General features: G+C 70.5%; 24 protein-coding genes and 1 riboswitch. Of the genes, 12 read left to right on the forward strand and 12 right to left on the reverse strand.

Annotated elements, in window-relative coordinates:
• Positions 1-70: 70 nt before the first annotated feature.
• From ACIQD6_RS33620 to ACIQD6_RS33630, 3 genes are all read right to left on the reverse strand, one after another.
• Positions 71-1,687 (reverse strand): DUF2637 domain-containing protein, encoded by a 1,617-nt coding sequence (locus ACIQD6_RS33620; RefSeq protein ID WP_401890142.1) that lies wholly within the window; start codon positions 1,685-1,687, stop codon positions 71-73.
• Positions 1,688-2,060: 373 nt separating this feature from the next.
• A complete protein-coding gene (locus tag ACIQD6_RS33625; protein ID WP_401890144.1) occupies positions 2,061-2,870 on the reverse strand; it encodes a DUF3558 domain-containing protein in 810 nt (269 codons plus the stop codon).
• A gap of 127 nt (positions 2,871-2,997) precedes the next feature.
• Positions 2,998-4,035 (reverse strand): DUF3558 domain-containing protein, encoded by a 1,038-nt coding sequence (locus ACIQD6_RS33630; protein ID WP_401890146.1) that lies wholly within the window; start codon positions 4,033-4,035, stop codon positions 2,998-3,000.
• A gap of 228 nt (positions 4,036-4,263) precedes the next feature.
• Here ACIQD6_RS33630 and ACIQD6_RS33635 point away from each other — a divergent pair, with 228 nt between their 5' ends.
• Positions 4,264-5,457, forward strand: coding sequence for an RtcB family protein (locus ACIQD6_RS33635; RefSeq protein WP_401890148.1), 1,194 nt, complete (start codon positions 4,264-4,266; stop codon positions 5,455-5,457).
• A gap of 67 nt (positions 5,458-5,524) precedes the next feature.
• Here ACIQD6_RS33635 and ACIQD6_RS33640 read toward each other — a convergent pair whose 3' ends face one another.
• Positions 5,525-6,433 carry a hypothetical protein gene (locus tag ACIQD6_RS33640; protein ID WP_401890150.1) on the reverse strand — a complete coding sequence of 303 codons (909 nt, stop codon included), beginning with the start codon at positions 6,431-6,433 and terminating at the stop codon, positions 5,525-5,527.
• A 176-nt stretch (positions 6,434-6,609) separates the two neighbouring features.
• The gene (locus tag ACIQD6_RS33645; protein WP_401890152.1) at positions 6,610-7,350 is read right to left on the reverse strand and encodes a class I SAM-dependent methyltransferase; all 741 of its coding nucleotides are present in this window, start codon (positions 7,348-7,350) and stop codon (positions 6,610-6,612) included.
• 295 nt (positions 7,351-7,645) lie between these two features.
• Between ACIQD6_RS33645 and ACIQD6_RS33650 the strand changes: the two genes are divergently transcribed.
• From ACIQD6_RS33650 to ACIQD6_RS33660, 3 genes are read left to right on the forward strand one after another with little or no spacing between them, the layout of a single operon-like run.
• Positions 7,646-8,125, forward strand: coding sequence for a MarR family winged helix-turn-helix transcriptional regulator (locus tag ACIQD6_RS33650; protein ID WP_401890154.1), 480 nt, complete (start codon positions 7,646-7,648; stop codon positions 8,123-8,125).
• A complete protein-coding gene (locus ACIQD6_RS33655; RefSeq protein WP_401890157.1) occupies positions 8,122-9,639 on the forward strand; it encodes an MFS transporter in 1,518 nt (505 codons plus the stop codon). The genes ACIQD6_RS33650 and ACIQD6_RS33655 overlap by 4 nt, the downstream gene beginning before the upstream one ends.
• Positions 9,636-10,232, forward strand: a complete 597-nt coding sequence (locus tag ACIQD6_RS33660) for a cysteine hydrolase family protein (protein ID WP_401890159.1) — start codon at positions 9,636-9,638, stop codon at positions 10,230-10,232. Before ACIQD6_RS33655 ends, ACIQD6_RS33660 begins: the two co-directional genes overlap by 4 nt.
• 7 nt (positions 10,233-10,239) lie before the next feature.
• Here ACIQD6_RS33660 and murJ read toward each other — a convergent pair whose 3' ends face one another.
• The 3 genes from murJ to ACIQD6_RS33675 all read right to left on the reverse strand — a co-directional run bounded on the left by murJ (position 10,240) and on the right by ACIQD6_RS33675 (position 13,301).
• The gene (gene murJ, locus ACIQD6_RS33665; RefSeq protein WP_401890162.1) at positions 10,240-11,946 is read right to left on the reverse strand and encodes a murein biosynthesis integral membrane protein MurJ; all 1,707 of its coding nucleotides are present in this window, start codon (positions 11,944-11,946) and stop codon (positions 10,240-10,242) included.
• Between the two features lie 125 nt (positions 11,947-12,071).
• Positions 12,072-12,845, reverse strand: coding sequence for an SDR family NAD(P)-dependent oxidoreductase (locus tag ACIQD6_RS33670; protein WP_401890164.1), 774 nt, complete (start codon positions 12,843-12,845; stop codon positions 12,072-12,074).
• 105 nt (positions 12,846-12,950) lie between these two features.
• Positions 12,951-13,301 (reverse strand): YnfA family protein, encoded by a 351-nt coding sequence (locus ACIQD6_RS33675; RefSeq protein ID WP_401890166.1) that lies wholly within the window; start codon positions 13,299-13,301, stop codon positions 12,951-12,953.
• 147 nt (positions 13,302-13,448) lie between these two features.
• On the opposite strand from ACIQD6_RS33675, the gene ACIQD6_RS33680 reads away from it, so the two are divergent.
• Positions 13,449-13,958, forward strand: coding sequence for a hypothetical protein (locus ACIQD6_RS33680; protein WP_401890169.1), 510 nt, complete (start codon positions 13,449-13,451; stop codon positions 13,956-13,958).
• A gap of 89 nt (positions 13,959-14,047) precedes the next feature.
• On the opposite strand, the gene ACIQD6_RS33685 is transcribed toward ACIQD6_RS33680, so the two are convergent.
• Together ACIQD6_RS33685 and ACIQD6_RS33690 are read right to left on the reverse strand one after the other, a co-directional pair.
• Positions 14,048-14,782, reverse strand: a complete 735-nt coding sequence (locus tag ACIQD6_RS33685) for a Mut7-C RNAse domain-containing protein (RefSeq protein ID WP_401890172.1) — start codon at positions 14,780-14,782, stop codon at positions 14,048-14,050.
• An 81-nt stretch (positions 14,783-14,863) separates the two neighbouring features.
• The gene (locus ACIQD6_RS33690) at positions 14,864-15,748 is read right to left on the reverse strand and encodes a DUF6597 domain-containing transcriptional factor (RefSeq protein ID WP_401890173.1); all 885 of its coding nucleotides are present in this window, start codon (positions 15,746-15,748) and stop codon (positions 14,864-14,866) included.
• A 63-nt stretch (positions 15,749-15,811) separates the two neighbouring features.
• Between ACIQD6_RS33690 and ACIQD6_RS33695 the strand changes: the two genes are divergently transcribed.
• Positions 15,812-16,381 (forward strand): TIGR03086 family metal-binding protein, encoded by a 570-nt coding sequence (locus tag ACIQD6_RS33695; protein WP_401890175.1) that lies wholly within the window; start codon positions 15,812-15,814, stop codon positions 16,379-16,381.
• 123 nt (positions 16,382-16,504) lie between these two features.
• Here the strand turns inward: ACIQD6_RS33695 and ACIQD6_RS33700 are convergent, their stop codons facing one another.
• Together ACIQD6_RS33700 and ACIQD6_RS33705 are read right to left on the reverse strand one after the other, a co-directional pair.
• Positions 16,505-19,294 carry a SpoIIE family protein phosphatase gene (locus ACIQD6_RS33700; protein WP_401890177.1) on the reverse strand — a complete coding sequence of 930 codons (2,790 nt, stop codon included), beginning with the start codon at positions 19,292-19,294 and terminating at the stop codon, positions 16,505-16,507.
• An 82-nt stretch (positions 19,295-19,376) separates the two neighbouring features.
• Positions 19,377-20,105: a histidine phosphatase family protein gene (locus ACIQD6_RS33705; protein ID WP_401890180.1), complete on the reverse strand. Its 729-nt coding sequence runs from the start codon at positions 20,103-20,105 to the stop codon at positions 19,377-19,379.
• Between the two features lie 226 nt (positions 20,106-20,331).
• Positions 20,332-20,419: riboswitch (cobalamin riboswitch) on the forward strand.
• A gap of 60 nt (positions 20,420-20,479) precedes the next feature.
• Here ACIQD6_RS33705 and ACIQD6_RS33710 point away from each other — a divergent pair.
• The 6 genes from ACIQD6_RS33710 (at position 20,480) to ACIQD6_RS33735 (ending at position 25,282) form a co-directional block, all read left to right on the forward strand.
• Positions 20,480-20,704 carry a CbtB-domain containing protein gene (locus tag ACIQD6_RS33710; protein WP_401890183.1) on the forward strand — a complete coding sequence of 75 codons (225 nt, stop codon included), beginning with the start codon at positions 20,480-20,482 and terminating at the stop codon, positions 20,702-20,704.
• Positions 20,705-20,725: 21 nt separating this feature from the next.
• Positions 20,726-21,583, forward strand: coding sequence for a CbtA family protein (locus ACIQD6_RS33715; RefSeq protein WP_401890186.1), 858 nt, complete (start codon positions 20,726-20,728; stop codon positions 21,581-21,583).
• Between the two features lie 609 nt (positions 21,584-22,192).
• Entirely contained in the window at positions 22,193-23,518 is a 1,326-nt protein-coding gene (gene cbiE / locus ACIQD6_RS33720; RefSeq protein ID WP_401890189.1) for a precorrin-6y C5,15-methyltransferase (decarboxylating) subunit CbiE, read from the forward strand.
• On the forward strand, positions 23,515-24,285 hold the full coding sequence (gene cobM / locus ACIQD6_RS33725) for a precorrin-4 C(11)-methyltransferase (protein WP_401890192.1): 771 nt from the start codon (positions 23,515-23,517) through the stop codon (positions 24,283-24,285). The genes cbiE and cobM overlap by 4 nt, the downstream gene beginning before the upstream one ends.
• 125 nt (positions 24,286-24,410) lie before the next feature.
• Entirely contained in the window at positions 24,411-24,674 is a 264-nt protein-coding gene (locus tag ACIQD6_RS33730) for a hypothetical protein (RefSeq protein ID WP_401890195.1), read from the forward strand.
• A gap of 203 nt (positions 24,675-24,877) precedes the next feature.
• Positions 24,878-25,282 (forward strand): chaplin, encoded by a 405-nt coding sequence (locus ACIQD6_RS33735; protein ID WP_401890196.1) that lies wholly within the window; start codon positions 24,878-24,880, stop codon positions 25,280-25,282.
• The last annotated feature ends 30 nt before the right edge of the window (positions 25,283-25,312 follow it).

Here is a 25,312-nt window from a genome sequence, read left to right on the forward strand (position 1 = left end):
TGAAGGGCAAGGGCCCCACCTCGTGCAACCGAGGGGGGCCCTTCGCCATGTGTGTGTGGTGTGACTGGCGCTACGCGATGTTCTCGGAGGAGTCCAGTTCCGACTGGTAGCGGTAGCGGAAGTCGCGCAGATACGGCCGGAGCGAACTCTCGCTCAGCGGACCGCCGGTGCGCCCGGTGATGCCGTACAGGTCCATCAAGTACAGCCCGAACTGGCGGCCGTTGGGGAAGTCGCCGTGCTCACTGACGTACTTCCGGAAGGCGTTGAAGTACGCCTCCTCGCGGGAGAGGTCGTCGGGGAGGCCGGGGACGGGCAGCTCCTCCAGCTGGTCCTGGCTGTCGGACCGCGGCTCGAAGTGCTCGGGCCGGCCGAACTGCTCGGGGCCGTACTGCTGCTGCTCCGGGGCCTGTTGGGCCTGCTGAGGGTATTGGGCCTGCTGCTGTCCTTGTGCCGGTCCCTGTGCGTACGGGCCCTGCGCCGGTCCCTGTGCTGGTCCTTGTGCGTACGGGCTCTGCGCGTACGAGCCGTCCGTGCGCTGGCCGGGCACCACTCCGCCGAGCGGGCGGGAGCGGCCGGGGCCCGAGGGGATCATCACCGGCGTGGGCTCCAGGCCCTCGACGTACGTCGGGTTGTACGCGCCCTCGTACGCGCCCTCCGGAACCTGCGGCGCCGCGAACCACGGGCTCGGGCTGGCCGCGGACTGCTGCTGTTGCGGCTGGTCCTGAGCTTGCGTCTGGTCCTGGTCCTGGGTCTGGTCCTGGGGAGTCACCTGCGACTGCTGTTCCTGGGCCGGTTGTTGCTGTTGTTGCTGCGGCTGGGCCTGTGCCTGTGTCTGCTCGGGCTGAGACTGCTTCACCAGGTTCGGCTTTTCCTGCGTCGGCGTCGGCGCCGATGCCTGCGCCTGCGCCTCGTCAGGTACCTGCTCCGATACCTGCTCCGAGGCCTGCCCCTGCGGGAGTTCGGCCCGCGTGGGCGTGGGCGCGGGCGGCAGCAGCACCGGTTCGATCCCGGCGGCGGCCAGCCCGGAAGGCGCGGTGTCGGCGAGCGGTACGCCGTACTTCGCCAGCTTCAGCGGCATCAGCGCCTCGACGGGCGCCTTGCGGCGCCAGTTGCGGCCGAACCGGGCCTGGAGGCGCGACTGGTAGACCAACCGGTCCTGTTCGATCTTGATGACCTGCTCGTACGAGCGCAGCTCCCACAGCTTCATCCGGCGCCACAGCTTGAATGTGGGGACGGGCGAGAGCAGCCAGCGGGTGAGCCGTACGCCCTCCATGTGCTTGTCGGCCGTGATGTCCGCGATCCGGCCGACCGCGTGGCGCGCCGCCTCGATGGAGACGATGAAGAGGATCGGGATCACCGCGTGCATGCCGACGCCGAGCGGGTCGGGCCAGGCGGTCGCGGCGTTGAAGGCGATGGTGGCGATGGTCAGCAGCCACGCCGACTGGCGCAGCAGCGGGAACGGGATGCGCAGCCAGGTGAGGAGGAGATCGAGCGAGAGCAGGACGCAGATGCCCGCGTCGATACCGATCGGGAAAACGATGGAGAACGTCCCGAAGCCCTTGGCCTCGGCGAGTTCGCGTACCGCGGTGTAGGACCCCGCGAAACCGATCGCGGCGATGATCACCGCTCCGAAGACCACGACCCCGATGAGTATGCGGTGCGTGCGTGTCAGTTGCATCGCGGCCACCCGCGATCCCCTCCCGTATTCGACCCCGTATGTCGCCGTGTCCGGACCCAACAGCCCGACAGCCGACGGGCACAGCGTGGCACATGTGTACGGATGCCGCCGTCGCGGGGGAGCGGAGCCCGGCCTTGGGGGAGGACCGGGCTCCGTGGGATAAGGGGAGAAAACGGCTCTCGGGCCGTGAGCTTGCCGGTGAGGTTCGCCCTCGCCAGGCCTAGGGCCTCTCGTTTGGATCTTGCCGGGCTCGCGTGCCCTGGTGCCGCGCCTCGCCGCGTTGTCGTCACTCCACGACGCTCCGCGTCGCCTCACTCCTCCGCCTTGCGATCCACGGCACCAGACCCCGCTCCCTGATCCGGCCTGATCCAAACGAAAGACCCTAGCTGGCCTTGGACGTTTCCTTGGCGGATTCCTTGGCCTTGGGGGACTCCTCGGCCTTGGGCGACTCCTCGGAGCCGGACGAGCCCGACGAGCCGGACGACTGCGCGGAGCCCTCGGTGATGCCCGCCACCGCCTCCTTGGCCGCCTTCACCGCGTCCTTCGCCAGGTCGGCGCTGCTCGGGGACTTCGCGCCCGCGTAGCCCGTACCGTTGTACGTGAGGGTGATCGTGACGTTCTCCGTACGGGCCACGACCATGGCGTACGCGAATTCCGCACCCGCCTTCTTCAGCGTGTACGTGACCGTCGTCGCCTGGTCGCCGATACCGCTCGCCGGGGCCGTCTTGACGTCCTTGGCGCCCTCCGTGCCCTGGGCGTCGGAGACCTCCGTGGTGTAGTACTTCCCGGCGAGCTGGGCACCGCTGCCGCGCGCCACGTCGGAGTCGTACCGTCGCATCGAGACGTCGAGCCAGCGGTACTGCGAGCCCTTGACGCCCTTGTCGTCCAGACCGTTCCAGGAGCAGCTGGAGCGGCTGGCGATGTCGCTGGACCTGCCCTCCGTACCGCCCTTGCTCTTGGCCTTCGGGACGAGCGAGTCGACCGTCTTGCCGCCGATCGTCTTGCAGGCCTTCGGCAGCTCGCTGTACTTGGCGGGCGGGACGGTCGGGGTCGCCTTGACGCTCGGGCCGGTGGAGGAGGCGTCCGCCTCGCCCTTGCTGTCGGAGTCGGACGAGCAGCCGGCGACGACGAGCATCACCGGAACGGCTGCGCAGGCGAGTATGCGGGTGAGTCGCGAGGCTGATCGGCTCATGGTTCCTTCAGTCGGTCTGTGGTCGTACGGTCCGATCGGCCACGGTAACCGCAGTCCCACGTCCATGTGCCCCGGATCCGGACTCCGCCTCCCGTCGGCGGGTGGCCGGAAACGACGGCGGGGACCGCTACTCGTTCAGCTGGTCGTTGAGCGTACGGGCCAGTCCCCGGGCCTTTTCCTGCAGTTCTTTGCTGTCGGGGACCGCGGCGGGGTGGGCCGGCTGCTCGGTGTACCGGACGGTCACGATCACGTTCGATGTGCGGAACACCACGCTCACGGTGCGGTGCTGGGCGGCCGAACCCGAGCGGGCGAGGACATCGTCCAGGAAGGCGGCGTCACCGAGATCGTCCAGGAGGCGGGGCTCAAGGCCTTCGGGGGTCCCGGAAGGGGTCCCGGAGGGATTTCCGGACGGGCTCCCGGACGGATTCCCGGAAGGGGTCCCGGTGCTTCCGGCGGTGCCTGTCGGTGTGCCTCCGGGGGTGCCTCCTGGGGCGACCGGAGTCGTGGAAGAACCGGTTTGCGGTGCGGTGTCCTGGTTCGAACCCTTCGCGCCCTGCGGCGAACCCGCCCCGGATGCGGAAGCCGTGGCGCTGCCCGAGCCGCTGGTGTCGCCAGTGCCGCCCTTGCCGCCCGTGCCCGTGCTGTCGGTGCCCGTGCTGTCGGTGGCGCCGGGGCTGGGGCTGCCGGTGCCGCTGGGAGTGCCGGTGCCGGCCGCGGGCAGCTTCGCGCCGGTCTCCTTCTCCCCGTAGACCTCCTGAGCCCGCTCGTCGTCGCTCACGGCCGGGTCGTACGACACGACCCGTTCGACGTCGATCGCCAGCTGGTGGGAGGCGTCGGGGGAGTCGGACTTCCAGCTGCAGCCGACGCGGCGGTCGGTGTCGTACGTGACGGCCGCGGTGCCCTGGTACACCTTCTCCTGCTGGTCCTCGGGGAGCGACGCGGTGCCCGGCAGCAGATCCCTGAGCGTGCCGCGCGGCACGGAACCGCAGGCCTCGGTGAGTGTGCGGTACTTGCCGGGCTCAGCCGCGGTCGCGGTGGTGGGGCTGCCCGGCTTGTCGTCCGTGGTGGAGTTGTCGTCGCCGCTGCCACCAGAGCAGCCGGCGGCGGCCACCACGAGGAACGCCGCCAGGCCGGTCACGTACGCGCTGCGCGCCTTTCGCTGCACGGTCCCGGGCTCCGTTCTGTACGTCTGTACGTTCGTTGCGTCTGGACGTCTGTCACGTCCGGGGCTGGGGTTTCGCGCGGGCCCGCGCGAAAACTGCTTGCCGCCCGATCACGGTCGATGGACACAATGTCTATCGCACGCAACGCCGTCGATGCTGGTCGGCTGTCTCTTTTGGCAGCTCTGGTTCCGGTTTTTGCGTTATCCGACTTTCGGGGGAATCGAGGAGCTATGTCGTACGTAGAGATGCCGGGCGCGAAGGTCCCGATCCGGATGTGGGCGGACCCCGCGTCGGTTGAGGAAGGGGCGATGCAGCAGCTGCGGAATGTCGCGACGCTGCCCTGGATCAAGGGCCTCGCCGTGATGCCGGACGTGCACTACGGCAAGGGCGCGACGGTCGGTTCGGTGATCGCGATGCATGGCGCGGTGTGCCCGGCGGCGGTGGGCGTGGACATCGGCTGTGGAATGTCGGCGGTGAAGACGTCCCTGACGGCGAACGACCTGCCGGGCGATCTCTCGCGACTGCGCTCCAAGATCGAGCAGGCGATCCCGGTGGGCCGGGGGATGCATGACGACGCGGTGGATCCGGGCCGGATGCACGGGTTCGCGACGGCGGGGTGGGACGACTTCTGGGGGCGGTTCGACGGGGTCGCCGATTCGGTCAAATTTCGCCAGGAGCGCGCCACGAAGCAAATGGGAACGCTCGGATCGGGAAATCACCATATTGAAGTGAGCGTCGACTCCCTGGGGTCGGTGTGGCTCACGCTTCACTCCGGCTCCCGGAACATCGGCAAGGAACTGGCCGAGCACCACATCGGCGTGGCCCAGAAGCTGCCGCACAATCAGGGGCTGGTCGACCGAGATCTGGCCGTCTTCGTCTCGGAAACGCCGCAGATGGCGGCGTACCGAAACGATCTCTTCTGGGCGCAGGAGTACGCGAAGTACAACCGCGCGATCATGATGGGGCTGCTCAAGGACGTGATCCGCAGGGAATTCAAGAAAGCCCGGGTCACCTTCGAGCAGGAGATCAGCTGCCATCACAACTATGTCGCCGAGGAACGGTACGACGGCATGGACCTGCTGGTGACACGCAAGGGCGCGATCCGGGCCGGTTCCGGTGATTACGGGATCATCCCCGGGTCGATGGCCACCGGCACGTACATCGTCAAGGGGCTCGGAAACACGGCGGCCTTCAACTCGGCTTCGCACGGCGCCGGTCGGCGCCTGAGCCGTAACGCGGCGAAGCGTCGATACTCCGCTCGCGACCTGGAGGAACAGACGAAGGGCGTGGAGTGCCGAAAGGACTCGGGCGTGGTGGACGAGATCCCGGCGGCGTACAAGCCGATCGAGCAGGTCATCGACCAGCAGCGTGACCTGGTCGAGGTGGTGGAGAAGCTGAAGCAGGTCGTCTGTGTGAAGGGCTGAGCGGAGGGCCGTAGGGCGGGGGCGCAGGTCAGAGGGCAGTGCTGAAGTCCGCACTGCCCTCTGTGCCTCAACTTCCGAGTGGCTCCTGATGTCCGAGTGGCTCCTGCGGGGGCAGCGCGATCTGGCCGGTGCGCAGGCGCCAGAGGCGGAGGCTGCGACTCGCCACCGTTCGGCCGAGAATCTGAGCGGCATCCGCGGAATTGCCGGCAGTGAGCAGGACGCGATCCTCCCAGTCCTTCCAGCGCCGGCGTGGGGGAGCGACCTTCATATCGGCCGGGCGCTTCCAGGAGGCGAGTGACGCGGCGGAGGTCCGCTTGCGCTCCAAGGCAAGGCAGCCCGGGTAGTAGAGGTCTTCGGCCAGTCGCATGGCCGCTTCCTTGGTGTAGGCGACGTTGTAGATGGCGTCACGGGTGTTGCGCTTGATGATGCGCTTGGCGCCTGTCAGTTGCCGTGTGTAGCGGCAGAGGTGGACCCCGACGGCCGTACTGGCCGTTGTCAGGGAAACGAACGGATAGCCCTGCCCCGTGAGGCCGATAGAGCCGTCCGCGTCGATGACACCCCGTAGGTAGTCACGTCGGGAGAACGCTACGCGGGGTGGAGCGATCTTCTTGGACTTACGGCCGTAGGGAAGGCCGAGTTGATGCAGCGTGTTTCTGGCTTCGAGGGAACACAGGGTCCACGTTGCCGAGTGGTGCGTCTCGGTGAAATTCGTGGCCCGGACGCGTTCGCTGATGGAGCTGTTGTACGGGGTCAGCCGCTGGAACGCACGCAGGATCTCGATATCGCGGACGTTGATCTCGACGGTGAGGCTGCCTTTGTTGCCGACTCCCTGAGCCAAATGCCCGTCGGCCTGCAAGAAGCCGTACATATAGGCGTAGTTGGGGTCCTCAAGGTTTATGAAGCCTGTGCTCCGGACGCTGAGCACGTCATCGAGGGTGTCTTGATGGGCGCCGGAGCTAGGCTCGCGTTCAGCCATGGGGAAGGTCTCGCTTCCTTGACGGTCGGGCCCTTGGGAGGGAGGGCAATCCCACCCAAGGGTCGTTTTGTGCGCTGTTGTTGTGATTGACCGTATGTGCAGCACTCCATCCGCACACGCGAACCCAGATCGCTCACTCGAACGAGTGGGCAGCGCTTCGCGCGTCTCCGGTGCTGTCAGGGCATGCGTTTCGCGGTGAATACCGCGTGGCCCGCGTACATCCAGGCCACGTCCACCTCGATGAAGCCCGCCTCGCGCAGCCAGTCGAGGTGGTCGGGGAGCGAGGACGGCTTGTCGTACGGGTCCGGGCCCGGGAGGCGGTAGTAGTTCCAGCCCGCCGTCTCGAACGCCACGGCCGCCTCGTCGCCGCCGAACTGTTCCCGGGACGCGCGGCGTACGGCCTGGTCCCAGTGGTCGGCCGCGAGTGCGCGGGCGGTGGGGCCGGTGGGTTCGACGAGGTCGGCCATGACGAAGACGCCGCCCGGCGCCAGCATGGCGTGGAGGTCGCGGTAGAGAGCGCGTTTGCCCGGACCGTCCAGGTGGTGCACGGCCAGGGAGGTCATGATCCCGCCGTACGTGGCGCCCTCGCGCCACTCGCGGTCCTCGATGTCCGCCCGTACGCGCGTGTGCCGGTCACCGAAGGGGGCGAGGCGTTCGGCGGCCAGGTCGAGCATCTCGGGGGAGCCGTCCAGCAGGGTCACCCGGCCTTCGGGCCGGCGGCGCAGGTACTCCTCCGCCAGTCTGCCCTCGCCGCAACACAGGTCGAGCACATGGGAGCTGGGGAGATCGGTCAGTACGTCGCAGACGGTGCTGATCTGTTCCCGCCGTCGCGGTACGAAGGTGTCTCCGTACGTGGCGAACAGTTCGGTGTCGGACGGTCGCCAGGTCTCGGGTGCCGGGACCGGTGCCTCGCTCATGCTGCCTCCGTCGGTTCGGCCGTGTCGATCCCGGGGGGGCGGGTCATGGGCAACCGCTCCGGGTTCCGGGGCATCGTCGGGCATCGGGGCGGTGCTCATCAACGGGGTTTCCGACGGGTTTTCCGGCGGGCGCGACGTCAGGTCCGTCATTCGGCCTCGGGGCCGGCGGCCAAGCGGTTCCTGCTGACGGCCGAGCGGTTCCTGTCCGGGCCCCGCCTCTCGGGGGAACCAGGGAAGCCAGGGAAACTCCTCAAGTAACTTGGCAAAGTTACTTGAGGAGTTTTACGGTGGAGGCATGACCACGAAACCCCGGCCGCAGCAGTCCGCGGTGTCCGTCGCGACCGCACAGCGTCTCCAGGACGCGATGAAACGGCTGCGCGCACGGCTGCGTGCCGAGTCGGGGCAGAACGCGACCGGTCTGACCGTCACGCAGCTCGGTGTACTGGCGAGCGTCATACGGGAGGGACCCGTCACCGCCGCCCGGCTCGCCGCGCTGGAGCATGTCAGCGCGCAGGCCATCGCGCAGAGCCTGGCGGTGCTCAAGGACGCGGGGCTGATCCACAGTGAGCCCGATCCGCGGGACGGCCGTAAGAAGCTGATCAGCGCCGACGTCTCCGCGACCGAGCTGATAGACCGGGTCATGGCGGGCCGCGCCTCGTTCCTGGCGCGCGCCATCGAGCAGGTGGTCGCCCCGGACGAGCGCGAGGACGTCGAGAAGGCCATCGAACTGCTGGAGCGGTTCGCCGAGGTCGATCTCGGCGGGGACGCGATATGAGCGCCGCTGCCGCCCGGGGCGACGGCCCGGCCGGCGGGCTGAAGCGCAACCCCTTCGCGTGGCAGTTCACCACCCCGCTCTACGTGGGCTCCGCCCTCAACCCGATCAACAGCGCCATCATCGCGACCGCCCTGGTGCCCATCGCCGCCGATCTGCACGTCTCGGTGGGCGCCACCGCCGTCCTCGTCTCCTCGCTCTACCTGGCCAGCGCCGTCGCCCAGCCCACCGCGGGAAAGCTGGCCGAGGTGTTCGGACCGCGCCGGATCTTCCTGTCCGGCATCGTGCTCGTACTGCTGGGAGGCCTGGTCGGCGGGGCCGGGCACAACCTGACGACGCTGACCGTCGCCCGGGTCCTGATCGGCGTCGGCACCTCGGCCGCGTTCCCCTGCGCGATGGTGGTGATCCGGCGCCGCGCCGAGGAGGCCGGCCTGGACGCGCCGCCCGGCGGGGTGCTCGGCGGCCTCGCCATCGCCGGCATGGCCACGACCGCCGTCGGCCCGCCGATCGGCGGTCTCCTGGTCGGTGCCGGGGGCTGGCGCTGGGCCTTCCTCATCAACCTCCCGGTCACCGCGATCGCCCTGGCGATGGCGCTGCGCCGGCTGCCCAAGGACCCCGTACTCGACCGTGCGGACAGGGGCTTCCGTACGATCGCCGGCCGGATCGACCTGCCCGGCATCCTCGGCTTCGCCACGTCGATGACCGCGCTGGTCGTCTTCCTGATGGGCCTGCCCCGCGCCGAGTGGGCCGCGCTCGCCGTGTTCGTCGTGGCCGCCGTGCCCACGGTCGTACGGGAACTGCGCACCACCACGCCGTTCTTCGACCTGCGTGGCCTCGCCGCCAACGGCGCCCTGGCCCGCACCTATCTGCGCCAGGCCCTCACCCTGCTCGGCGTCTACACCGTGATGTACGGCATGACGCAGTGGATGGAGGCCGCGCACGGCTTCTCCGCCGTGACGGCGGGGCTCCTGCTGCTCCCGATGGGCGCCGTCTCGGCGCTGCTCTCGCGCCCGCTCGCCCGCCGCAACCTGGTGCGCGGACCGCTGCTGGCCGCGGCCGTGACGATGGTGGTCGGCTCGGCCGGGATCATGCTGCTCACCTCGCACAGCCCGGCGATCGCGATCGTCCTCGTCTCGCTGGTCTTCGGCGTCATATCGGCCGCCGGCACGGTCGGCAACCAGACCGCGCTCTACCTCGCGGCGCCGGCCGACGGGATCGGTACCGCCTCCGGACTGTTCCGGACCTTCGGATACCTCGGAAGCATCACCTCCGCGGTGATCGCGGGCATCGTCTTCCGTGACGGCGCGAGCGATCACGGCCTGCACCTTCTCGGCCTCGTCCTGGTCGCGGCGGGCATCGCCGTACTCCTGCTGACGGTCCTGGACCGCCGGCTGATGGCCCGGGGCACCTCTGCGAATACCGGCACCTCTACGAACACCGACCCCCCTGTGGACACCGCGTCCGCAGCGAATACCGCGAACGCGGCGACCACCCCCCGTAAGGAGAACCCCGCATGACCACCCCTGCCCTCCCCGAGATCGCCCCCGAGCGGACCGCCCTGCTGGCGATGGACTTCCAGAACGGGATCGTCGCGTCCGTCCCCGAGTCCGACGCGCTCGTCGAGCGGGTCAAGGGCGCGATCGCCGACGTCCGTGCCGCCGGGGGAACCATCGGCTACGTCCGCGTCGCCTTCACCGAGGACGACTGGGCGAAGATCCCGGCGACGAACAAGACCTTCAGCGCGGTCGCCGGGGCGAAGATGATGCACCACGAGGACGACGCCACGCGGATCGACGAGCGGATCGCCCCCGAGGGCGACGACATCGTCGTCCGTAAGATCCGCTTCGGCGCGGTCTCCACCACCGACCTCGACGATCAGCTGCGCGCCCGTGGCATCGACACCGTGATCCTCTCCGGTATCAGCACCAGCGGCGTCGTCCTGTCCACGCTCATGGACCTGGCCGACCGCGACTACCGCGTCTACGTCCTGACCGACGGCGTCGCCGACCACGCCCCGGACGTCAACCGCGTCCTGGTCCACGAGGTGTTCCCGTCCCGCGCCCACCTGATCGACACGGCCCGGCTGGCCGAGCTGCTCAAGGCCGCCTGACCCGCGGTCACTTCCGGCCGGGCAGCTTCAGGTTGCTGAGTTCGGTGACTCTCAGCAGGCGCGTCAGTGCGAGATACGCCAGCGCCATCACCAGCCCGCCGGACGTCAGCGTCAGCGCCGTGTGCCACGTTCCGGTGGACGGCAGTGTGGCGGGCAGCGCGCCGGAGGTGGTGCGGGTCGTGAACCAGCCGAGAGCCGCCGCGACGGCGGACGCCAGGGTCAGTCTGGTGTACGTGCGGGTCAGGCGCCGACCGTCGATGCGGCCCCCGAGGCGGCGGCGCAGGACGTTGGCCGTGAGCAGCAGGCCCACCGCGTAGGAGAGCGTGTACGCGGCGGCCATGCCGGTCACGGACCAGCGCGCGGGCAGCAGGACATGGCACGCGGTGGCGAGGGTGATGTTGACGGCGGCGGTCCAGGTCGCCATCCAGAACGGGGTACGGGTGTCCTCGAAGGCGTAGAAGCCGCGCAGCAGCAGGTACTGCGCGGCGAAGGGGATCAGGCCGAGCCCGAAGGCCTGGAGCATCTGGCCCAGTGGCCGCGCGGAGGCGGCGTCGGCCGCGCCGTGGGCGAACAGCAGCGTCGAGATCTGCGGGCCGAACGCGAGGAAGAAGAACGCCGACGGCACGATGACGACACCGGAGACACGCAGCGCCCGGGACAGGTCCGCGCGCAGGTCGGCCACGCGGCCCTCGGCGGCGGCCCGGCTCATCCTCGGCAGCAGAGCGGTGACCAGCGAGACGGTGACGATGGACTGGGGCAGCAGCCAGATCGTCTGCGCGTACGAGTACGCGGAGTAACCGGCCCCGGCCTGGGGCAGTTTCTGGTCGGCGGCGTTGGCGTAGTTGGTGACCACGGCCAGGGCGACCTGGTTGACCAGCACGAAGAGCAGGGTCCAGCGGGCGGCCCGGACGGATCCGCCGAGGCCGGTGCCGCGCCAGTCGAACCTGGGGCGCAGCCGTACGCCCGCCGCCCGGACGAACGGGATCAGCGCCAGCGCCTGGAGCGCGATCCCGCAGGTCGTACCGATGCCCAGCAGCCGTACCTGCTCCGGGGTGATGTCCTCGACCCGGTCCGGCACGGTCATCAGGCCGAGGTAGAGGCCGAACATGGTGATGAGCACGACGTTGTTCAGCACCGGCGTCCACATCATCGCGCCGAACTTGCCTCGCGCGTTGAGGACTTGGCCCAGGATGGCGAAGAGGCCGTAGAAGAGGATCTGCGGCAGCAGGAACCGCGCGAAGACCACCGTCAGCTGGAACGCGTCGTGGCTCTCGGGGGTGTCCCGCATGTACAGCCCCACGATCGCGGGGGCTGCCCACACGGCCAGTACCGTGCCGGCCCCGAGTACGCACATGACGAGGGTGAGCAGGCGCTGCTCGTACGCGCGCCCGCCGTCGGGCTGTTCCAGCCGCGCCCGTACGAGTTGCGGTACGAGTACGGAGTTGAGCGCCCCGCCGATCAGCAGGGTGTAGAGGCTGGTGGGCACGGTGTTGGCGGTGTTGTACGTACTGGCCAGCAGGCCCGTGCCGAGGGCGCCGGCCTGGAGCACGTTCCGGATGAGACCGGTGGCGCGGGACACGACCGTGCCCAGCGCCATGAGTATGGAGGAGCGGGCGAGCCCGCCGCCCGCCGGTTCCGGTGCCTCTGCCGCCTCTGTTTTCTCTGCGCGCGGCGGCCGGTGGCCGGGCGCCGCGCTCTTCGCCCCCTCGATCATCGGATCAATCTATGGGCCGGGGCCCGGAAACGTGAATTGGGGCCTGGGGAAAGGGAGTTGGGGCCGGGAAGGTCGGGGCTGTGAAGGTCGGGGCCGGGAGCGCGTGCGTCCCGGCCCCGGACACGTCACAGCTCCCGGTGCACCTTGGTGTTCGAGGCCTGGGCGCGCGGCCGGAGCACCATGAGGTCGACGTTGACGTGGCTCGGGCGGGTGACCGCCCAGGTGATCGTGTCGGCGACATCGTCGGCGGTGAGGGGCTCGGCGACGCCCGCGTAGACCTTCGCCGCCTTCTCCGTGTCGCCGTGGAAGCGAGTGGTGGCGAACTCCTCCGTCTTGACCATGCCGGGCGCTATCTCGATCACCCGGACCGGGGTGCCGACGATCTCCAGGCGGAGGGTCTCGGCGAGGACATGGGCGCCGTGCTTGGCGGCGACATAGCCCGCGCCGCCCTCGTATGTAGCGTGGCCCGCCGTGGAGGAGAGGACGACGACCGTGCCGTCGCCGCTCGCGGTGAGGGCGGGGAGCAGGGCCTGGGTGACATTGAGGGTGCCGATGACGTTCGTCTCGTACATCTGACGCCACTCGGCGGGATCGCCGGTGGCCACCGGGTCGGCGCTGAGGGCGCCCCCGGCGTTGTTGAGCAGCACCTTCACGGAGGGGAAGCGGCCGAGGTCGGCGGCGAAGGCGTCGACGGCCGGGCGGTCGGTGACATCGAGGGCGTACGCGGTGGCCTGCCCGCCGGCGGCGGTGATCTCCGCGGCGAGCGCCTCGATACGGTCCTTGCGGCGGGCGGTGACGACAACGTGGTAGCCGGCCTCGGCGAGCTGCCGGGCGGTTGCCGCACCGATGCCGCTGCTCGCTCCGGTGACGACGGCGATGGGGGTTCCGGCGGCGGTCATGACGTAACTCCTCGCGCGTGTGATCGATGTCAGGCCAGGATAGGCAGGGTGCGCCGGGCGTGGCCGGGCCCGTCCACAGCGCGGACCGGTATCGCTGCCCGCAGGTCAGTGGCCGCGTGGTGCGTACATGATCACGGCCATACCGGCCAGGCAGATCAGTGCCCCGGTGACGTCCCAGCGGTCCGGGCGGTAGCCGTCGGCGACCATGCCCCAGGCGATCGAGCCCGCGACGAACACCCCGCCGTACGCGGCGAGGATGCGGCCGAACTCGCCGTCCGGCTGGAGCGTGGCGACAAAGCCGTACAGGCCCAGCGCGATGACTCCGGCACCGATCCAGATCCAGCCGCGCCCGCCGCCGTTGCCGTCGCCGCGTACGCCCTGCCAGACGAGCCAGGCGCCACCGATCTCGAAGAGGGCGGCGACGAGGAAGAGGGCGACGGAGCGGAGCACGAGCATCCGGACAGCCTGCCATGCCGCGATGAGCGGATGAACGGCGGTGCATGCGACGGGGGTGCAGGTGACCGGGGTGCATGCGGGTGACCGGGTGCGCGTCGGGCTGAGGGGTGGCCCGGATCGCGGGGTGGTGGTCGGTACCTTCCCGCCATGGTTGTCATGCGCAGAGCGCTGCTGGTGCTGGTGTCCGCCGCTACGGCGGTGGCGATGGGAGCGGGGCCGGGGATCGGCGCCGGAAAGGGCGGAGGTGCCGGCGACGAAGCCGGTGCCGCCGCGCCGGAGGCCGACCTGTCGCACCATGGTCATACGTCGCTTTCGGGCGGCCGCCTCACGGTTCGGTTCGAATCCGAGAACCACGGCCCTGCCGGGCTCACGGACGCGACCGTACGACTGGACTTCTCCGTCCCGCCGACGGCCGGTCAGGCGCTGCCGTCGAACTGCCTGTGGTCCGGCGACCGGACGGTCCTGTGCGGTACGGGGAAGCTCCGGCGGGTCGGCAGGAGCCACAGGACCGCTCTCGACCTCAAGACCGTCGGCAGTCCGGCCGAGGTGGTCGTATGGGTCGGCACCGCCTGGAACGGCGGGGCGAGCGACCCCAATCCGGAGAACGACCGGCATCGGGTGCTGACACCGGACACCGGGGATCTGTACGCCTTCTGATTCCGAGACCGTGATGCGGCTGAGTGGCTGAGTGGCTGAGTGGCTGAGCGGTTGGCGCGGCTGAGAGGCTGACCGCCCAGCTCGGCCGACTACGCCGCCGCGCCACCGAACTCGCGTACCGCTTCCTCCACGATCGCCGCCAGCCGGGCGTGGTGCGCGCCGCGCCAGTACACCCGTCCGCAGGCCGTGCACTGCGCGAAGACGTCGTACGAACGCTGCGTGCCGTGCTCCAGTCGTTCCGCCACGGAATCCTTGTCCGCCGGGCCCAACTCGCCGTTGCAGGCGGTGCAGCGGGTCCATGGTGCGAGGTCCGGCGCGAAGCGTTCCAGTACGTCGCGGAGCTGGTCGTCGGGGCGGTCGCTGTAGATGTACGCCCCGGCCCAGATCTCGCGGCGTCGCAGCAGGCCGCGGTCCCGGGACAGCATCACCCGGCGTTCGGCGGCGGAGCGGGTGGCCAGCGCGGGGTCCCCGATGTCCTCGCTCTCGTACGCCGCGTCGACCCCCAGCAGCCGCAACCGCCGTGCCAGCGTGCCGAGATGGACGTCGAGCAGGAAGCGCAGCGGCGCGCCGGGCACCCGCTGCGGCCGGTTCACGGCCCGTACCTCCACCGATTCGCCCGCGGCGGGAAGGTGCGAGACGGGCACTTCACGGCCGTCGACCAGGAGGTGACCGGCTTCGGTGAGCGGGACGCCGAGGGATTCGACGGCGTGACCGAGGGTGGACGAGCCGTCGGTGAGCAGGGCCGTACGTCCCTGGCGTCGCTCGGCCGCGACGAAGAGGCGCAGCTCAGGGGCGAAGTCGATCTGGATCTCGGGTCCGTTCACGTGGTCAGGATGTCATCGGGCCCGGGAACGGGCCAGGCCTTTCCGGGCCGCCCCGGGCGGCGGGTACGCCCCCGGGTGGCCCTACGCGCCCGCGCGGCCGTACGCCGTCGGGGGCACGCCGACCGTCGCCGTGAAGTCCCGTACGAAATGCGCCTGGTCGCTGTAGCCCAGGTCGGCGGCCAGCCGCGCCCAGTCGGCCTCGCCGCCCGGGGCCGACTCCGCGCGTTCGAGCGCCTCGTGAATGCGGTAGCGCAGGATCACCCACTTCGGTCCCACTCCCACGTAGGCGGCGAACAGCCGTTGCAGCGAGCGCACCGAGAGCCCTTCCGCCTCGGCGAGCCGGGCCACGCGCCGGGTCGTACGGTCCGTCCGGATCCGTTCGACCAGCTCCATCGCGAGGGTGGCCCGCGGGTCCGGCCGTGGGCCGAGCCTCAGCAGATACGCGTCGAGGGCGGCCACACGGGCGTCCTCGACGGCGGTGCCGATTTCCTCAAGGGGTTCGGACCGGACCTCGGGCGGGCCGAGTACCGTCGCGATGTCCGCTTCCGTCGTCGCCGGCATGACCTCGGCGATCGGCACCCGCCGCCCCGTCCACTCCGACACGGGCCACCCCGGCGCGAACGGCCGGAAGCCGCCCGGCCGGAACTGCACCCCGCACACCCGGCCCCGCCCCTCCAGCTTCTGGGTGAACAGTTCCAGGCCGATGCCCGCGACCTCCGCGACCTCCGCGAAGTCGGTGCCGTCAGGCCCATGGCCGTACCGCTGGAACACGACATTGACCGACGGATGCGGCACCACTTGGGAGGCGAACGGCTGCTCCAGATCCCAGTCGATCAGCCAGTAGTGCTCCAGATACGGCCGCAGGGCCGGGTCCGGCTCGCGGCGGCGGAAACGTACGCGCGCGAAGAGGTCGGGGGCATCGACGATGCCCCGGGTGTCACGCCGCGGACCAGCCCTGCCAGCCATGACAGGAATCCTATGTCGCGTTTGTTCAATACGGAGGGGTCGGCCGCCCCTACGGTCGAATGCATGAGCGAAAAGATCAGTACGCTGCTGGAGATGGCGGCCGACCGCACCCTTCCCGTCGTCCGTGGCATCACCGACGACCACCTCACCGCGCCGACCCCGTGCAGCGCGTACGACGTGCACGCCCTGGCCGACCATCTCTTCCAGGTCCTGGTGAACTTCCAGGTGCTGGCCGCCAAGGGCGACACCGATTTCGGGGCCGCCCCCGAGCATCTGGAGGGGGCGTGGCGCGACCGGTTCGCCGACGAGACCGTCCGGCTCATCGCGGCCTGGGACGCGCCGGGCGCCGAGGAGGGCACCACGGGGGCGATGGGGATGCCGGCCAGGACGGTGGGCTCGATGGCGCTCGGTGACCTGACCGTGCACGGATGGGACCTGGCGCGCGCGACCGGGCAGCCGTACGAGCCGGAGCCGGCGGTTGTCGAGATGCTCCGGGGGGACTTCGGGGCGCTGGCGACGAAGGCGCGTGCGATGGGTGTGTTCGGGGAGCCGGTGCCGGTACCGGAGGACACCGGTCCGTTCGAGGCGCTGCTGGCGCTGACGGGCCGCGACCCGGGCTGGACCCGCCCGTAAGCGGAGCGACCCGGGCTGGACCCGCCCGTAGGGCCCGGGTTGCGCCGGTTCGTAGGGCCCGGGTTGTGCCGGCTCGGAGCGGGGAGCCGGGGAGCGGGATCGATGACGCGGGGCCCTGTCTCCTCACGGCAGCGCCTGCTCCGCCCAGATCACCTTGCCCCCAGGCGTGTACCGGGTGCCCCAGCGCTCGGCGAACTGCGCGACCAGGAACAGCCCGCGACCGCCCTCGTCCGTGGCCCCCGCGTACCGGAGGTGGGGCGACGTACTGCTGGAGTCCGAGACCTCGCAGATCAGGTTGCGTACGTGCAGCAGCCGTACCCGGATCGGGCCGGTCGCGTAGCGCAGGGCGTTGGTGATCAGCTCGCTGAGGATCAGCTCCGTGGTGAACGCGACCTCGCCCAGCCCCCACTCCTCCAGCCGCTCGATCACGGCCGCGCGTACGACGGCGACCTCCGAGGGGTGGGCGGGCACGTCCCACTCGGCGATGCTGTCGGCCGGGAGCACGCGGGTACGGGCGACGATCAGCGCGATGTCGTCGCTGGGGCGGGCCGGCAGCAGCGCGTCGAGCACCGCCGAGCAGGTCTCCTCCGGGCCCCGGTCCCCGCCTGCCAGGGCCGTGCGCAGCAGTTCCAGCCCGGCGTCGATCTCGCGGCTGCGGTCCTCGATGAGACCGTCGGTGTACAGGACGAGATGGCTGGCCTCCGGCAGCAGCAGATCCACCGTCTCGAACGGCAGCCCGCCCAGCCCCAGCGGAGTCCCGGCCGGCAGGTCGAGGAACTCCACGCTCCCGTCGGGCAGGACCAGCGCGGGCGGCGGGTGTCCGGCGCGGGCCATCGTGCAGTGCCGGGTCACCGGATCGTAGATCGCGTACAGGCAGGTCGCGCCCGTGACCAGCCCGCCGCCGCCCGCGATGCCCTCGTCCTGGTCGATACGGGCGATCAGTTCGTCCAGATGGGACAGGATCTCGTCGGGCGGCACGTCCAGCGTGGAGAAGTTGTGGACCGCCGTACGCAGCCGTCCCATCGTGGCGGCCGCGTGCAGACCGTGCCCGACGACGTCTCCTACGACCAGCGCCACCCGGGCGCCGGGCAGCGGGATGACGTCGAACCAGTCGCCGCCCACTCCCGACTCGGCCGGCAGGTAGCGGTAGGCGACGTCGAGGGCGTTCTGCTCGGGCAGCACGCGGGGCAGCAGGCTGCGTTGCAGCGTCTCGGCCATGGCGTGCTCGCGTGTGTAGCGGCGCGCGTTGTCGATGCAGACCGCCGCGTGGCCGGCCAGGTCCTCGGCGAGGGAGACGTCCTCCTGCTCGAAGGCTTCGGGCCGTTCCGAACGCCAGAAATTCACGACCCCGAGGAGGACTCCGCGGGCCCGCAGCGGCGCGGTGACCAGTGAGTGGACGCCGTAGTCGATGACCTGGCCGGTCGTCTCGGGGTCCTGGGCCTGCCAGCCGGTGGCCCGGCGGAGATCGGGTTCGACGGTCCCGCGCCCGCTTTCCAGGCTCCATGCCTGGGGGGTGGACGAGCGGAACGAGAAGACCTTGCCCAACCGGTAGAACGGATGGTCGTCCCGGATGCCGCGGATCGCCGTACGGCGCATGTCGGCCACGGTCACCTCGGCAGGCTCCTCGCCTCTCAGGACGGCCTCCGCGAGGTCCACGGTCGCGAAGTCGGCGAACCTCGGGACCGCCACCCGTGCCAGCTCCTCGGCGGTCCGGGTCACATCGAGGGTGGTGCCGATCTCCACACCGGCGTCGTACAGCAGTTTGAGGCGCCTCTGCGCCACTTCCGCCCGGCCGGTGATCGCACGCAGTTCGGTCGAGTCGCGGAGTGTCGCGACGCTGCCGGGCGGCCCTCCGTCACGGTCGGTGGAGCGGTTGTTCACCGCCAGCATCCGGTCCCCGGTCGTCACCACCTCGTCGGTGACGGCGCGTCCCGAGGACAGCAGGTCGGCGATGTGCGGGTCCAGGCCGAGACCGGTGACGGGCCGGCCCTCCGGGCGCGGAGGCAGGCCGAGAAGGCGGATGGCCTCGTCGTTGGCGAGCATGAGCTTCCCGTCGCCGTCGACGATGAGCACGCCCTCCCGTACGACGTGCAGAACCGCGTCGTGGTGCTCGTACATCCGCGTCATCTCGACGGGGTCCAGCCCGTGGGTCTGACGGCGCAGCCGACGGCCCACCAGCGCGGTGCCCCCCGTGGCCAGGGCCAGCGCGACGGCTGCGGCGCCGAGGAGGATCGGGATCTCACGGTTGGTGAGGCTGCTCACCTTCTTGATCGTGATCCCGGCGGACACCAGGCCGACCACCTTGCCCCGGGAGTCGAAGACGGGGGTGATGGTCCGCGTCGCGGGGCCGAGAGTGCCGTGGATGGTCTCGGTGAGGGTGTGGCCGTGGAGCGAGGGCCCGATGGTGCCGATGTAGGGCATCCCGATGCGCTTGGGGTTGGGGTGGGTGAGGCGGACTCCCTTCGTGGTGATGACGACGACGAAGTCGAGCCCGGAGGCTTTGCGGACCGCCTCGGCCCTGGGCTGCAGGATCGCTGTCGGGTTGGGGGAACGCAGGGCGGCCACCATTCCGGGCGAGTTCGCGAAGGCGGTGGCGACGGCGACGGAACGGTTGCGCGCCTCCTGGGTGGTGTTGTTCCGGGAGACGAGCAGGAGGGTGGCCAGCGAGGCCCCGATGAGCAGCAGGACGATCACCAGTTGCAGGATGAACACCTGCGCGGCGACGGTACGTACGTTGAGCCACCACGGAAGGCCGTTGGGCCACCACGGACGGCGCCGTGCCGGTGACGTCCGCGGGCCACCGCGCCGGAACCTTCCTCGCCACCCGCGTGTCGTGCGCGAGTGCTCACGCCGCCGACTCCGTGGGCGCCGACCGGAGCGTGCGGTCAGGGTACGAGCCCAGGATCGACCCATATTTCGGGCCATGTACCTACATCTACACTGCCTGCCTGAGGACGGCGAATGCTGCGGTGGGGCGGTACCGGGGTGGCGTTCCTCAGTTGGTGGCGCTGTGCTCGGTAGCTCTGTGTTCGGTAGCGCTGTGCAGGGGACGACCACTGAGGAGGTTCCAGCGGCCGTCGCGCCCGCTGAGTTCGGTGACGGTCAGGGGGCGTACGTCGATCCTCCAGAACGCCTGCGGTGTCGCGCCGAGGGCGTGGACGGCGGCGGCGCGGATGATGTCGGGTTCGGCGACGGCGACGACGCGGCGTGTGGAGTGTGTGCTCTTCTCCGCGCTGTTTTTCTCCGCGCTCAGGCTGTCGAGTTCCGAGCTCAGGCTGTCGAGCCAGTGGCCGACGCGGGTGTGCAGCGCCAGCAGGGACTCTCCGCCGTGCGGGGCGGCGGCGGGGTCCGACAGCCAGGCGGCGACCGACTCCGGTTCGGCGGCGGCCACGTCATCGAGGGTCCGGCCCTGCCAGCGGCCCATCGCGCACGGGGCGAGGCCGGCGAGGGGGTGGGCGTCGAGACCGAGCACTTCGGCGGTACGGCGGCAGCGGGGGGAGGGGGAGACGTAGCGGGCGGTGGTGCGGGGGGAGGTCGTGCGTGTCGTGCGTAGGGGGTCCGGTCCGGCGTCCGGCACGAGGTCCCGTACGGCGTCGCGTGCGGCTTCGGCCTGACGCAGCCCGGCGGGGTCGAGCGCGTCGTCTCCACCTTCGAAACCTTCGAAGCGGGCCTCGCGCAGGGCTGTGCTCATGGCCGGTGAGATGAACATCACCCGGGTCGTCATACGGCTCTCCTCGGCTTTCCCTCGGCTGTTTCAGCTTCCCGCCGACGGTTCCGCTCCGGGTCCGTCGGAGCGGCGGCGGGAGCGGCGGCGGGGCAACTCCCGTACCGCGCGGGGCGTTCGACGCGCACCGTATGCCGTGGTCCGGCGGCGGGGGAAGGAGGGGAAGGGCCCCTTGGCCCGCCTCCCGGTTCGCGGTACGTTCGCGTCGATATCACGACGGCAGGACGGAAGCCCGGTGAGATTCCGGCACGGTCGCGCCACTGTATTCCGGGTGCCGGCTGCGTACAGCGCGGCGCGGACCCGGTGAGTCAGACCCGATGGTCGTCGTACGAGCTCCACTGAACGGGACGCGAGTTCCCCAAGGAGGTTCCGCCATGGCTCAGTCCATTGCGCCCCCGGCCGTTTCGCCCACCGCCACCCCGGTGGCCCCGATACCTCTGCGCGCGGTTCTGCCGTGGGCGGTCTTCGTCGGCACCCTGATGCTGGTCCTGCTGTACTTCGTCGGCGCCGAGCAGGGCGCGACGTCGGTGTTCTCGGGGGCGGGTGTGCACGAATGGGTGCACGACGGCCGTCACCTGCTCGGCTTCCCCTGCCACTGACCACTGACGGAGATCACGCGCATGCATGCCTCCACCGTCAGAAGTCTCCTTGTTCGCGGCATGATCGCGGGCGTACTGGCCGGACTCTTCGCGTTCGCGCTGGCCTATGTGGTGGGTGAGCCCTCGGTACGGGACTCCATCGCGCTGGAGGAGACACGTTCCGGTTCGGCACCCACCACCAACGGGGAGCACGCGGATCACGCGGCTCCCCAGGGGGAGGGGCAGAGTGAAGAAGAGGAGGAAGAACTGGTCAGCAGGCCGGTCCAGTCGACGTTCGGACTGGCCACCGGCGTTCTCGTGTACGGGGTGGCCCTGGGCGGAATCGCCTCGCTGGTCTTCTCCGTAGGCCTGGGCAGGTTCGGCAGGTTCGGCCCGAGAGCGACAGCGGCCCTGATCGCGGGGGCCGCCTTCACGACGGTCTATTTGGTGCCGTTCCTGAAGTATCCGGCGACCCCACCGGCGGTCGGCAACCCGGACACCATCGGGAAACGCACCACGCTGTTCTTCCTGATGATCGTGCTCAGCGTGTTGCTGGCGGCCGTCGCCGTCATCGCGGGAAGACGCCTGGCCCCACGCCTGGGCAACTGGAACGCGTCGGTCGCCGCCGGGGCGGGTTACGTCGTCGCGGTGGGCCTGGCCTGTCTGGTCCTGCCCGCCAACACGGACGCCGTTCCGCAGGCCTTCCCGGCAGCCCTGCTGTGGGAGTTCAGGCTGGCGTCGCTCGGCGTACAGGCTCTGCTGTGGACGGCCTTCGGGCTGATCTTCGGGGAGTTGGCCGAGCGGGTGCTGTCGCAGCGGAGGCCTTCCGGGGCGTCGGCGGATGCGGCAGCGGACGCGGATGCGGATGAGGCCGGGGCGGGGGTCGGGGCGGCTCGCTGATTTGGTCCGCCGATCCTCCGATACCTGCGATATGTGGTTGGGGCCCGGTGTGCACATGCAGACGTGTGTGTACGCCGGGCCCCACCACGTACGGGCGTCTCTGCTCGTGCTTCGCCCGTTCGCCGTCACCGGAACAGGGAAGGAACGGGGGACAGCCAGCAGGCGGAGAAGGGCGGACACGATGGGCGAATGGACGCGTCGAGGGGTACGGGCGGGGGCCTTGGTGGCGGCGGGGGTGGTGGCGCTGATGGGTGCGATCTGGTTGGTCAATCGGTTCTGACGGGGGCTTATGGGACTTATGTCGCGCTCTTTGGAAGTGACGCGAAAACGGGTCCCGGCGGGAGAGAATCGCAGGTCGGGAAGTCTGCTCCCCGCGCGTGCGGGGATGGACCGACCCGCTATGACGGCCTGGCCGGGATCTCTGTCTGCTCCCCGCGCGTGCGGGGATTTACCGCAGCCACCGGCATCCGATACGCCCCCGAAGGGCCGGGGCCGTGGGGGCTAGAGTGCAGGGTCGGTCTTCTCCCAGCTCAGAGGTGTACGGCAGTGAGCCTCCCGCCCCGAACGCCCCCCGGGCCCCACGCGCCCGGCGCGTCACCCGCGTCCGCCGTGACCCCCGCGTCGCCGGTGACGGTGGTCGGGATCGGTGCCGATGGTTGGGACGGGCTGGGCGGTGGGGCTCGGGAGGCGTTGCGCGGGGCGGATGTCGTCATCGGCGGGCCCCGGCAGTTGGATCTCCTTCCGGCTGACCAGTGCCGGGCGGAGCGGGTGGCGTGGCCGTCGCCGCTGAGGCCCGCCGTTCCCGGCCTGCTCGCCACCCACGCCGGGCGCCGGGTCGCCGTGCTGGCCAGCGGTGACCCGATGTTCTACGGCATCGGTCGCGCCCTCGCCGACGAGCTGGGCCCCGACGCGTTGCGCGTGCTGCCGCATCCCTCGTCCATCTCGTACGCCTGCGCCCGGCTCGGCTGGCCCGCCGAGGACACCGAGGTCGTCACCCTGGTCGGTCGCCCTGCCGAACAACTCGTCGCCGCCCTGCACAACGGCCGCCGGATCCTGGTGCTCAGCGCGGGCGCGGCGACGCCCGCCGAGGTCGCGGCGCTGCTGCGCGAGCACGGTTACGGCCCGAGCCGTATGCACGTACTCGAACAACTCGGCGCGCAGCCGGACATGGACGCGTCAGATGTCCCCCGGGAACGCCACACCCAAGCCCTCGCCCAGGACTGGGACGAGCCCCCGGGCGACCCGCTGAACGTCGTGGCGGTCGAATGCCGCCGCTCACCCGAGGCGTTGCGGCTCGGAGCCGTACCCGGGCTGCCGGACACCGCGTACGAGCACGACGGCCAGCTCACCAAGCGCCACATCCGCGCCGCCACGCTGGGCGCGCTCGCCCCGGCGCCGGGGGAGTTGTTGTGGGACATCGGGGGCGGGTCGGGTTCGATCGCGGTGGAGTGGATGCGTACGCACCGTTCCTGCCGCGCCGTGTCCGTCGAACGCGATCCGGCGCGCGCCGAGCGCATCGCCCGTAACGCGCGTGCGCTCGGCGTACCCGCCCTGCGCGTTGTTACCGGAGCCGCCCCCGACGCGCTGGCCGGGCTGCCCGTACCGGACGCGATCTTCATCGGCGGCGGCCTGACCGCACCGGGCCTGCTGGACGCGTGCTGGGACGCTTTGCCGGTGGGCGGCCGGCTGGTGGCGAACACGGTGACGCTGGAGTCCGAGGCGCTGCTGGCCGACCGCTACCGCCGCTTCGGTGGCGACTTGGTACGGCTGGCTGTCGCCCACGCCGTCCCGGTGGGCGGATTCACCGGCTGGCGGCAGGCCATGCCGGTCACGCAGTGGGCGGTCACGAAGACCGCTCAGGTCACGAAACCCTCTCCGCCCGTCCCCCCTGCGGAAACAGGGCAACCCTCAGCTCCCTCAGGAGAAGAACGATGACGGTGTACTTCATCGGCGCCGGCCCCGGCGCCGCCGACCTGATCACGGTTCGGGGCGCGCGCCGACTGGCCGAGTGCGCCGTCTGTCTGTACGCGGGCAGCCTCGTACCGCGCGAACTGCTCGCAGAATGCCCGCCGGACGCGCGCCTGGTCGACACCGCGCAGATGAACCTCGACGACATCACGGCAGAACTGGTCCACGCGCACGAACAGGGCCACGACGTAGCCCGCCTCCACTCCGGCGACCCGTCGGTCTTCAGCGCCGTCGCCGAGCAGATGCGGCGGTTGGACGCGGCGGGCGTACCGTACGAAGTGGTGCCGGGAGTACCGGCGTTCGCGGCGGCGGCAGCGGCACTGAAGCGGGAACTGACCGTCCCCACGGTGGGCCAGACGGTGATCCTCACGCGCATCGCCCAGCGGGCCACGCCGATGCCGGAGGGCGAGGACCTGGCAACCCTCGGACGCAGCGGCGCGCTGCTCGTACTGCACCTGGCCGCCCGTTACGTGGACCGCGTCGTGGACGAACTCCTCCCGCACTACGGTGCGGACTGCCCGGCAGCAGTGGTGGCGATGGCCAGCCGCCCGGACGAACTGGTCCTGCGCGGCACGCTCGCTGACATCGCGGAACAGGTAAAGGCGTCGGGCGTGGTCCGGACGGCGGTCATCATGGTGGGCCGAACGCTGGGCGCCGAGCAGTTCCGTGACAGCCACTTGTACTCGGCGGAGCGGGACCGGGACGAGTCGCATGAGTGCGGAGGGGCGGGGTGACCTGGGTGGTTATTGGCGGGATGTCGGATTCGGTGGAAGTGATGAAAAACGGTGAAGGGCGCGGGTAAAGCCGCAAGTCGGGAGGCCTGCTCCCCGCGTACGGGGAGGTGTACCGGAATTCCCATGTGACGGGAATTCCGGTACACGCTCCTCCCTGCGTACGTGGGGCTCGCCTCGCCGCCTACGAGAAACTCGCCGTCCCCGGCACGGACGGGCTGATCCTTGTCCTTTTCCACGCCGCGCCCGGCAGTGAAGCGGCCCAGTCCTTGGCGCTCCTGGCGCAGATCGCCGCAGAGGCGGCGAACAGCGGGGTGGCGAACAGCGGGGTGGCGAACAGCGAGGCGGCGAGCCGCGAGGAGGCAACGGCCGAGTACGGCGCGGGCGCCTGAGCTGACGGGGGGACGGCCAGGACTGTCCGGCCCCCTTCCACGGACGGAAGACGGCCGTTCATCTGCCCCATCGGCCGACGGCAAGTCGGCCCGGGGCACCTGGCGCAGAGTGAGGGGCCCTCGGGTGAGCGGGGGAGTCCGTACGAGGTAACGCTTGGCATGTTGAGACGGGGCTCATCGGCGGTGTCATGACAATCGGCGGCATGAACACGACCAAGAAGTTCGCTCATGCCGCAGGCCTGGCCGTCTTTCTGACTGCCGTGTGTGCGGGTCCCGCCCAGGCAGGGGGCCCCGAGCCCCGCCCGAACCTCAAGCCCGGCCAAGCTGACCCCAAGCCCAGCCGCTGGTACTACGCAGGTGGCTACTCCAGCCTGGGGAACGTCCATGCGAAGCCGTCGCACGCCCAGACCAAGGAATGCATCAGCGAAGGCGGAGCCTCGGCATCCGCTACCGTGCTGGACTCCCCGGGGCCCGGGTCGGGCAACATCGTTCAGATCCCGATCACCGGTCGGATCAATCTGTGCGGCAACACCATCAACGTCGGAGGTATCGGCGCCCCGGCCTCGGGCGGGGGCAACAACGGCGGCGGCAGCGGAGGCAACAGCTGAGGCACGGTACAGGGGGCCTGCCCGCCCCCT

The organism is Streptomyces sp. NPDC088400 (genome assembly GCF_044753355.1).
In the GTDB taxonomy this organism is placed as follows: domain Bacteria; phylum Actinomycetota; class Actinomycetes; order Streptomycetales; family Streptomycetaceae; genus Streptomyces.

What these genes read in the sequence shown, in the direction of transcription:
- ACIQD6_RS33625 (WP_401890144.1), bottom strand. Translation starts at nt 2,870, where the DNA reads ATGAGCCGATCAGCCTCGCGACTCACCCGCATACTCGCCTGCGCAGCC.
- ACIQD6_RS33635 (WP_401890148.1), top strand. Translation starts at nt 4,264, where the DNA reads ATGTCGTACGTAGAGATGCCGGGCGCGAAGGTCCCGATCCGGATGTGG.
- ACIQD6_RS33640 (WP_401890150.1), bottom strand. Translation starts at nt 6,433, where the DNA reads ATGGCTGAACGCGAGCCTAGCTCCGGCGCCCATCAAGACACCCTCGAT.
- ACIQD6_RS33645 (WP_401890152.1), bottom strand. Translation starts at nt 7,350, where the DNA reads ATGAGCGAGGCACCGGTCCCGGCACCCGAGACCTGGCGACCGTCCGAC.
- ACIQD6_RS33650 (WP_401890154.1), top strand. Translation starts at nt 7,646, where the DNA reads ATGACCACGAAACCCCGGCCGCAGCAGTCCGCGGTGTCCGTCGCGACC.
- ACIQD6_RS33655 (WP_401890157.1), top strand. Translation starts at nt 8,122, where the DNA reads ATGAGCGCCGCTGCCGCCCGGGGCGACGGCCCGGCCGGCGGGCTGAAG.
- ACIQD6_RS33660 (WP_401890159.1), top strand. Translation starts at nt 9,636, where the DNA reads ATGACCACCCCTGCCCTCCCCGAGATCGCCCCCGAGCGGACCGCCCTG.
- murJ (WP_401890162.1), bottom strand. Translation starts at nt 11,946, where the DNA reads ATGATCGAGGGGGCGAAGAGCGCGGCGCCCGGCCACCGGCCGCCGCGC.
- ACIQD6_RS33670 (WP_401890164.1), bottom strand. Translation starts at nt 12,845, where the DNA reads ATGACCGCCGCCGGAACCCCCATCGCCGTCGTCACCGGAGCGAGCAGC.
- ACIQD6_RS33675 (WP_401890166.1), bottom strand. Translation starts at nt 13,301, where the DNA reads ATGCTCGTGCTCCGCTCCGTCGCCCTCTTCCTCGTCGCCGCCCTCTTC.
- ACIQD6_RS33680 (WP_401890169.1), top strand. Translation starts at nt 13,449, where the DNA reads ATGGTTGTCATGCGCAGAGCGCTGCTGGTGCTGGTGTCCGCCGCTACG.
- ACIQD6_RS33690 (WP_401890173.1), bottom strand. Translation starts at nt 15,748, where the DNA reads ATGGCTGGCAGGGCTGGTCCGCGGCGTGACACCCGGGGCATCGTCGAT.
- ACIQD6_RS33695 (WP_401890175.1), top strand. Translation starts at nt 15,812, where the DNA reads ATGAGCGAAAAGATCAGTACGCTGCTGGAGATGGCGGCCGACCGCACC.
- ACIQD6_RS33700 (WP_401890177.1), bottom strand. Translation starts at nt 19,294, where the DNA reads ATGGGTCGATCCTGGGCTCGTACCCTGACCGCACGCTCCGGTCGGCGC.
- ACIQD6_RS33705 (WP_401890180.1), bottom strand. Translation starts at nt 20,105, where the DNA reads ATGACGACCCGGGTGATGTTCATCTCACCGGCCATGAGCACAGCCCTG.
- ACIQD6_RS33710 (WP_401890183.1), top strand. Translation starts at nt 20,480, where the DNA reads ATGGCTCAGTCCATTGCGCCCCCGGCCGTTTCGCCCACCGCCACCCCG.
- ACIQD6_RS33715 (WP_401890186.1), top strand. Translation starts at nt 20,726, where the DNA reads ATGCATGCCTCCACCGTCAGAAGTCTCCTTGTTCGCGGCATGATCGCG.
- cobM (WP_401890192.1), top strand. Translation starts at nt 23,515, where the DNA reads ATGACGGTGTACTTCATCGGCGCCGGCCCCGGCGCCGCCGACCTGATC.
- ACIQD6_RS33735 (WP_401890196.1), top strand. Translation starts at nt 24,878, where the DNA reads ATGAACACGACCAAGAAGTTCGCTCATGCCGCAGGCCTGGCCGTCTTT.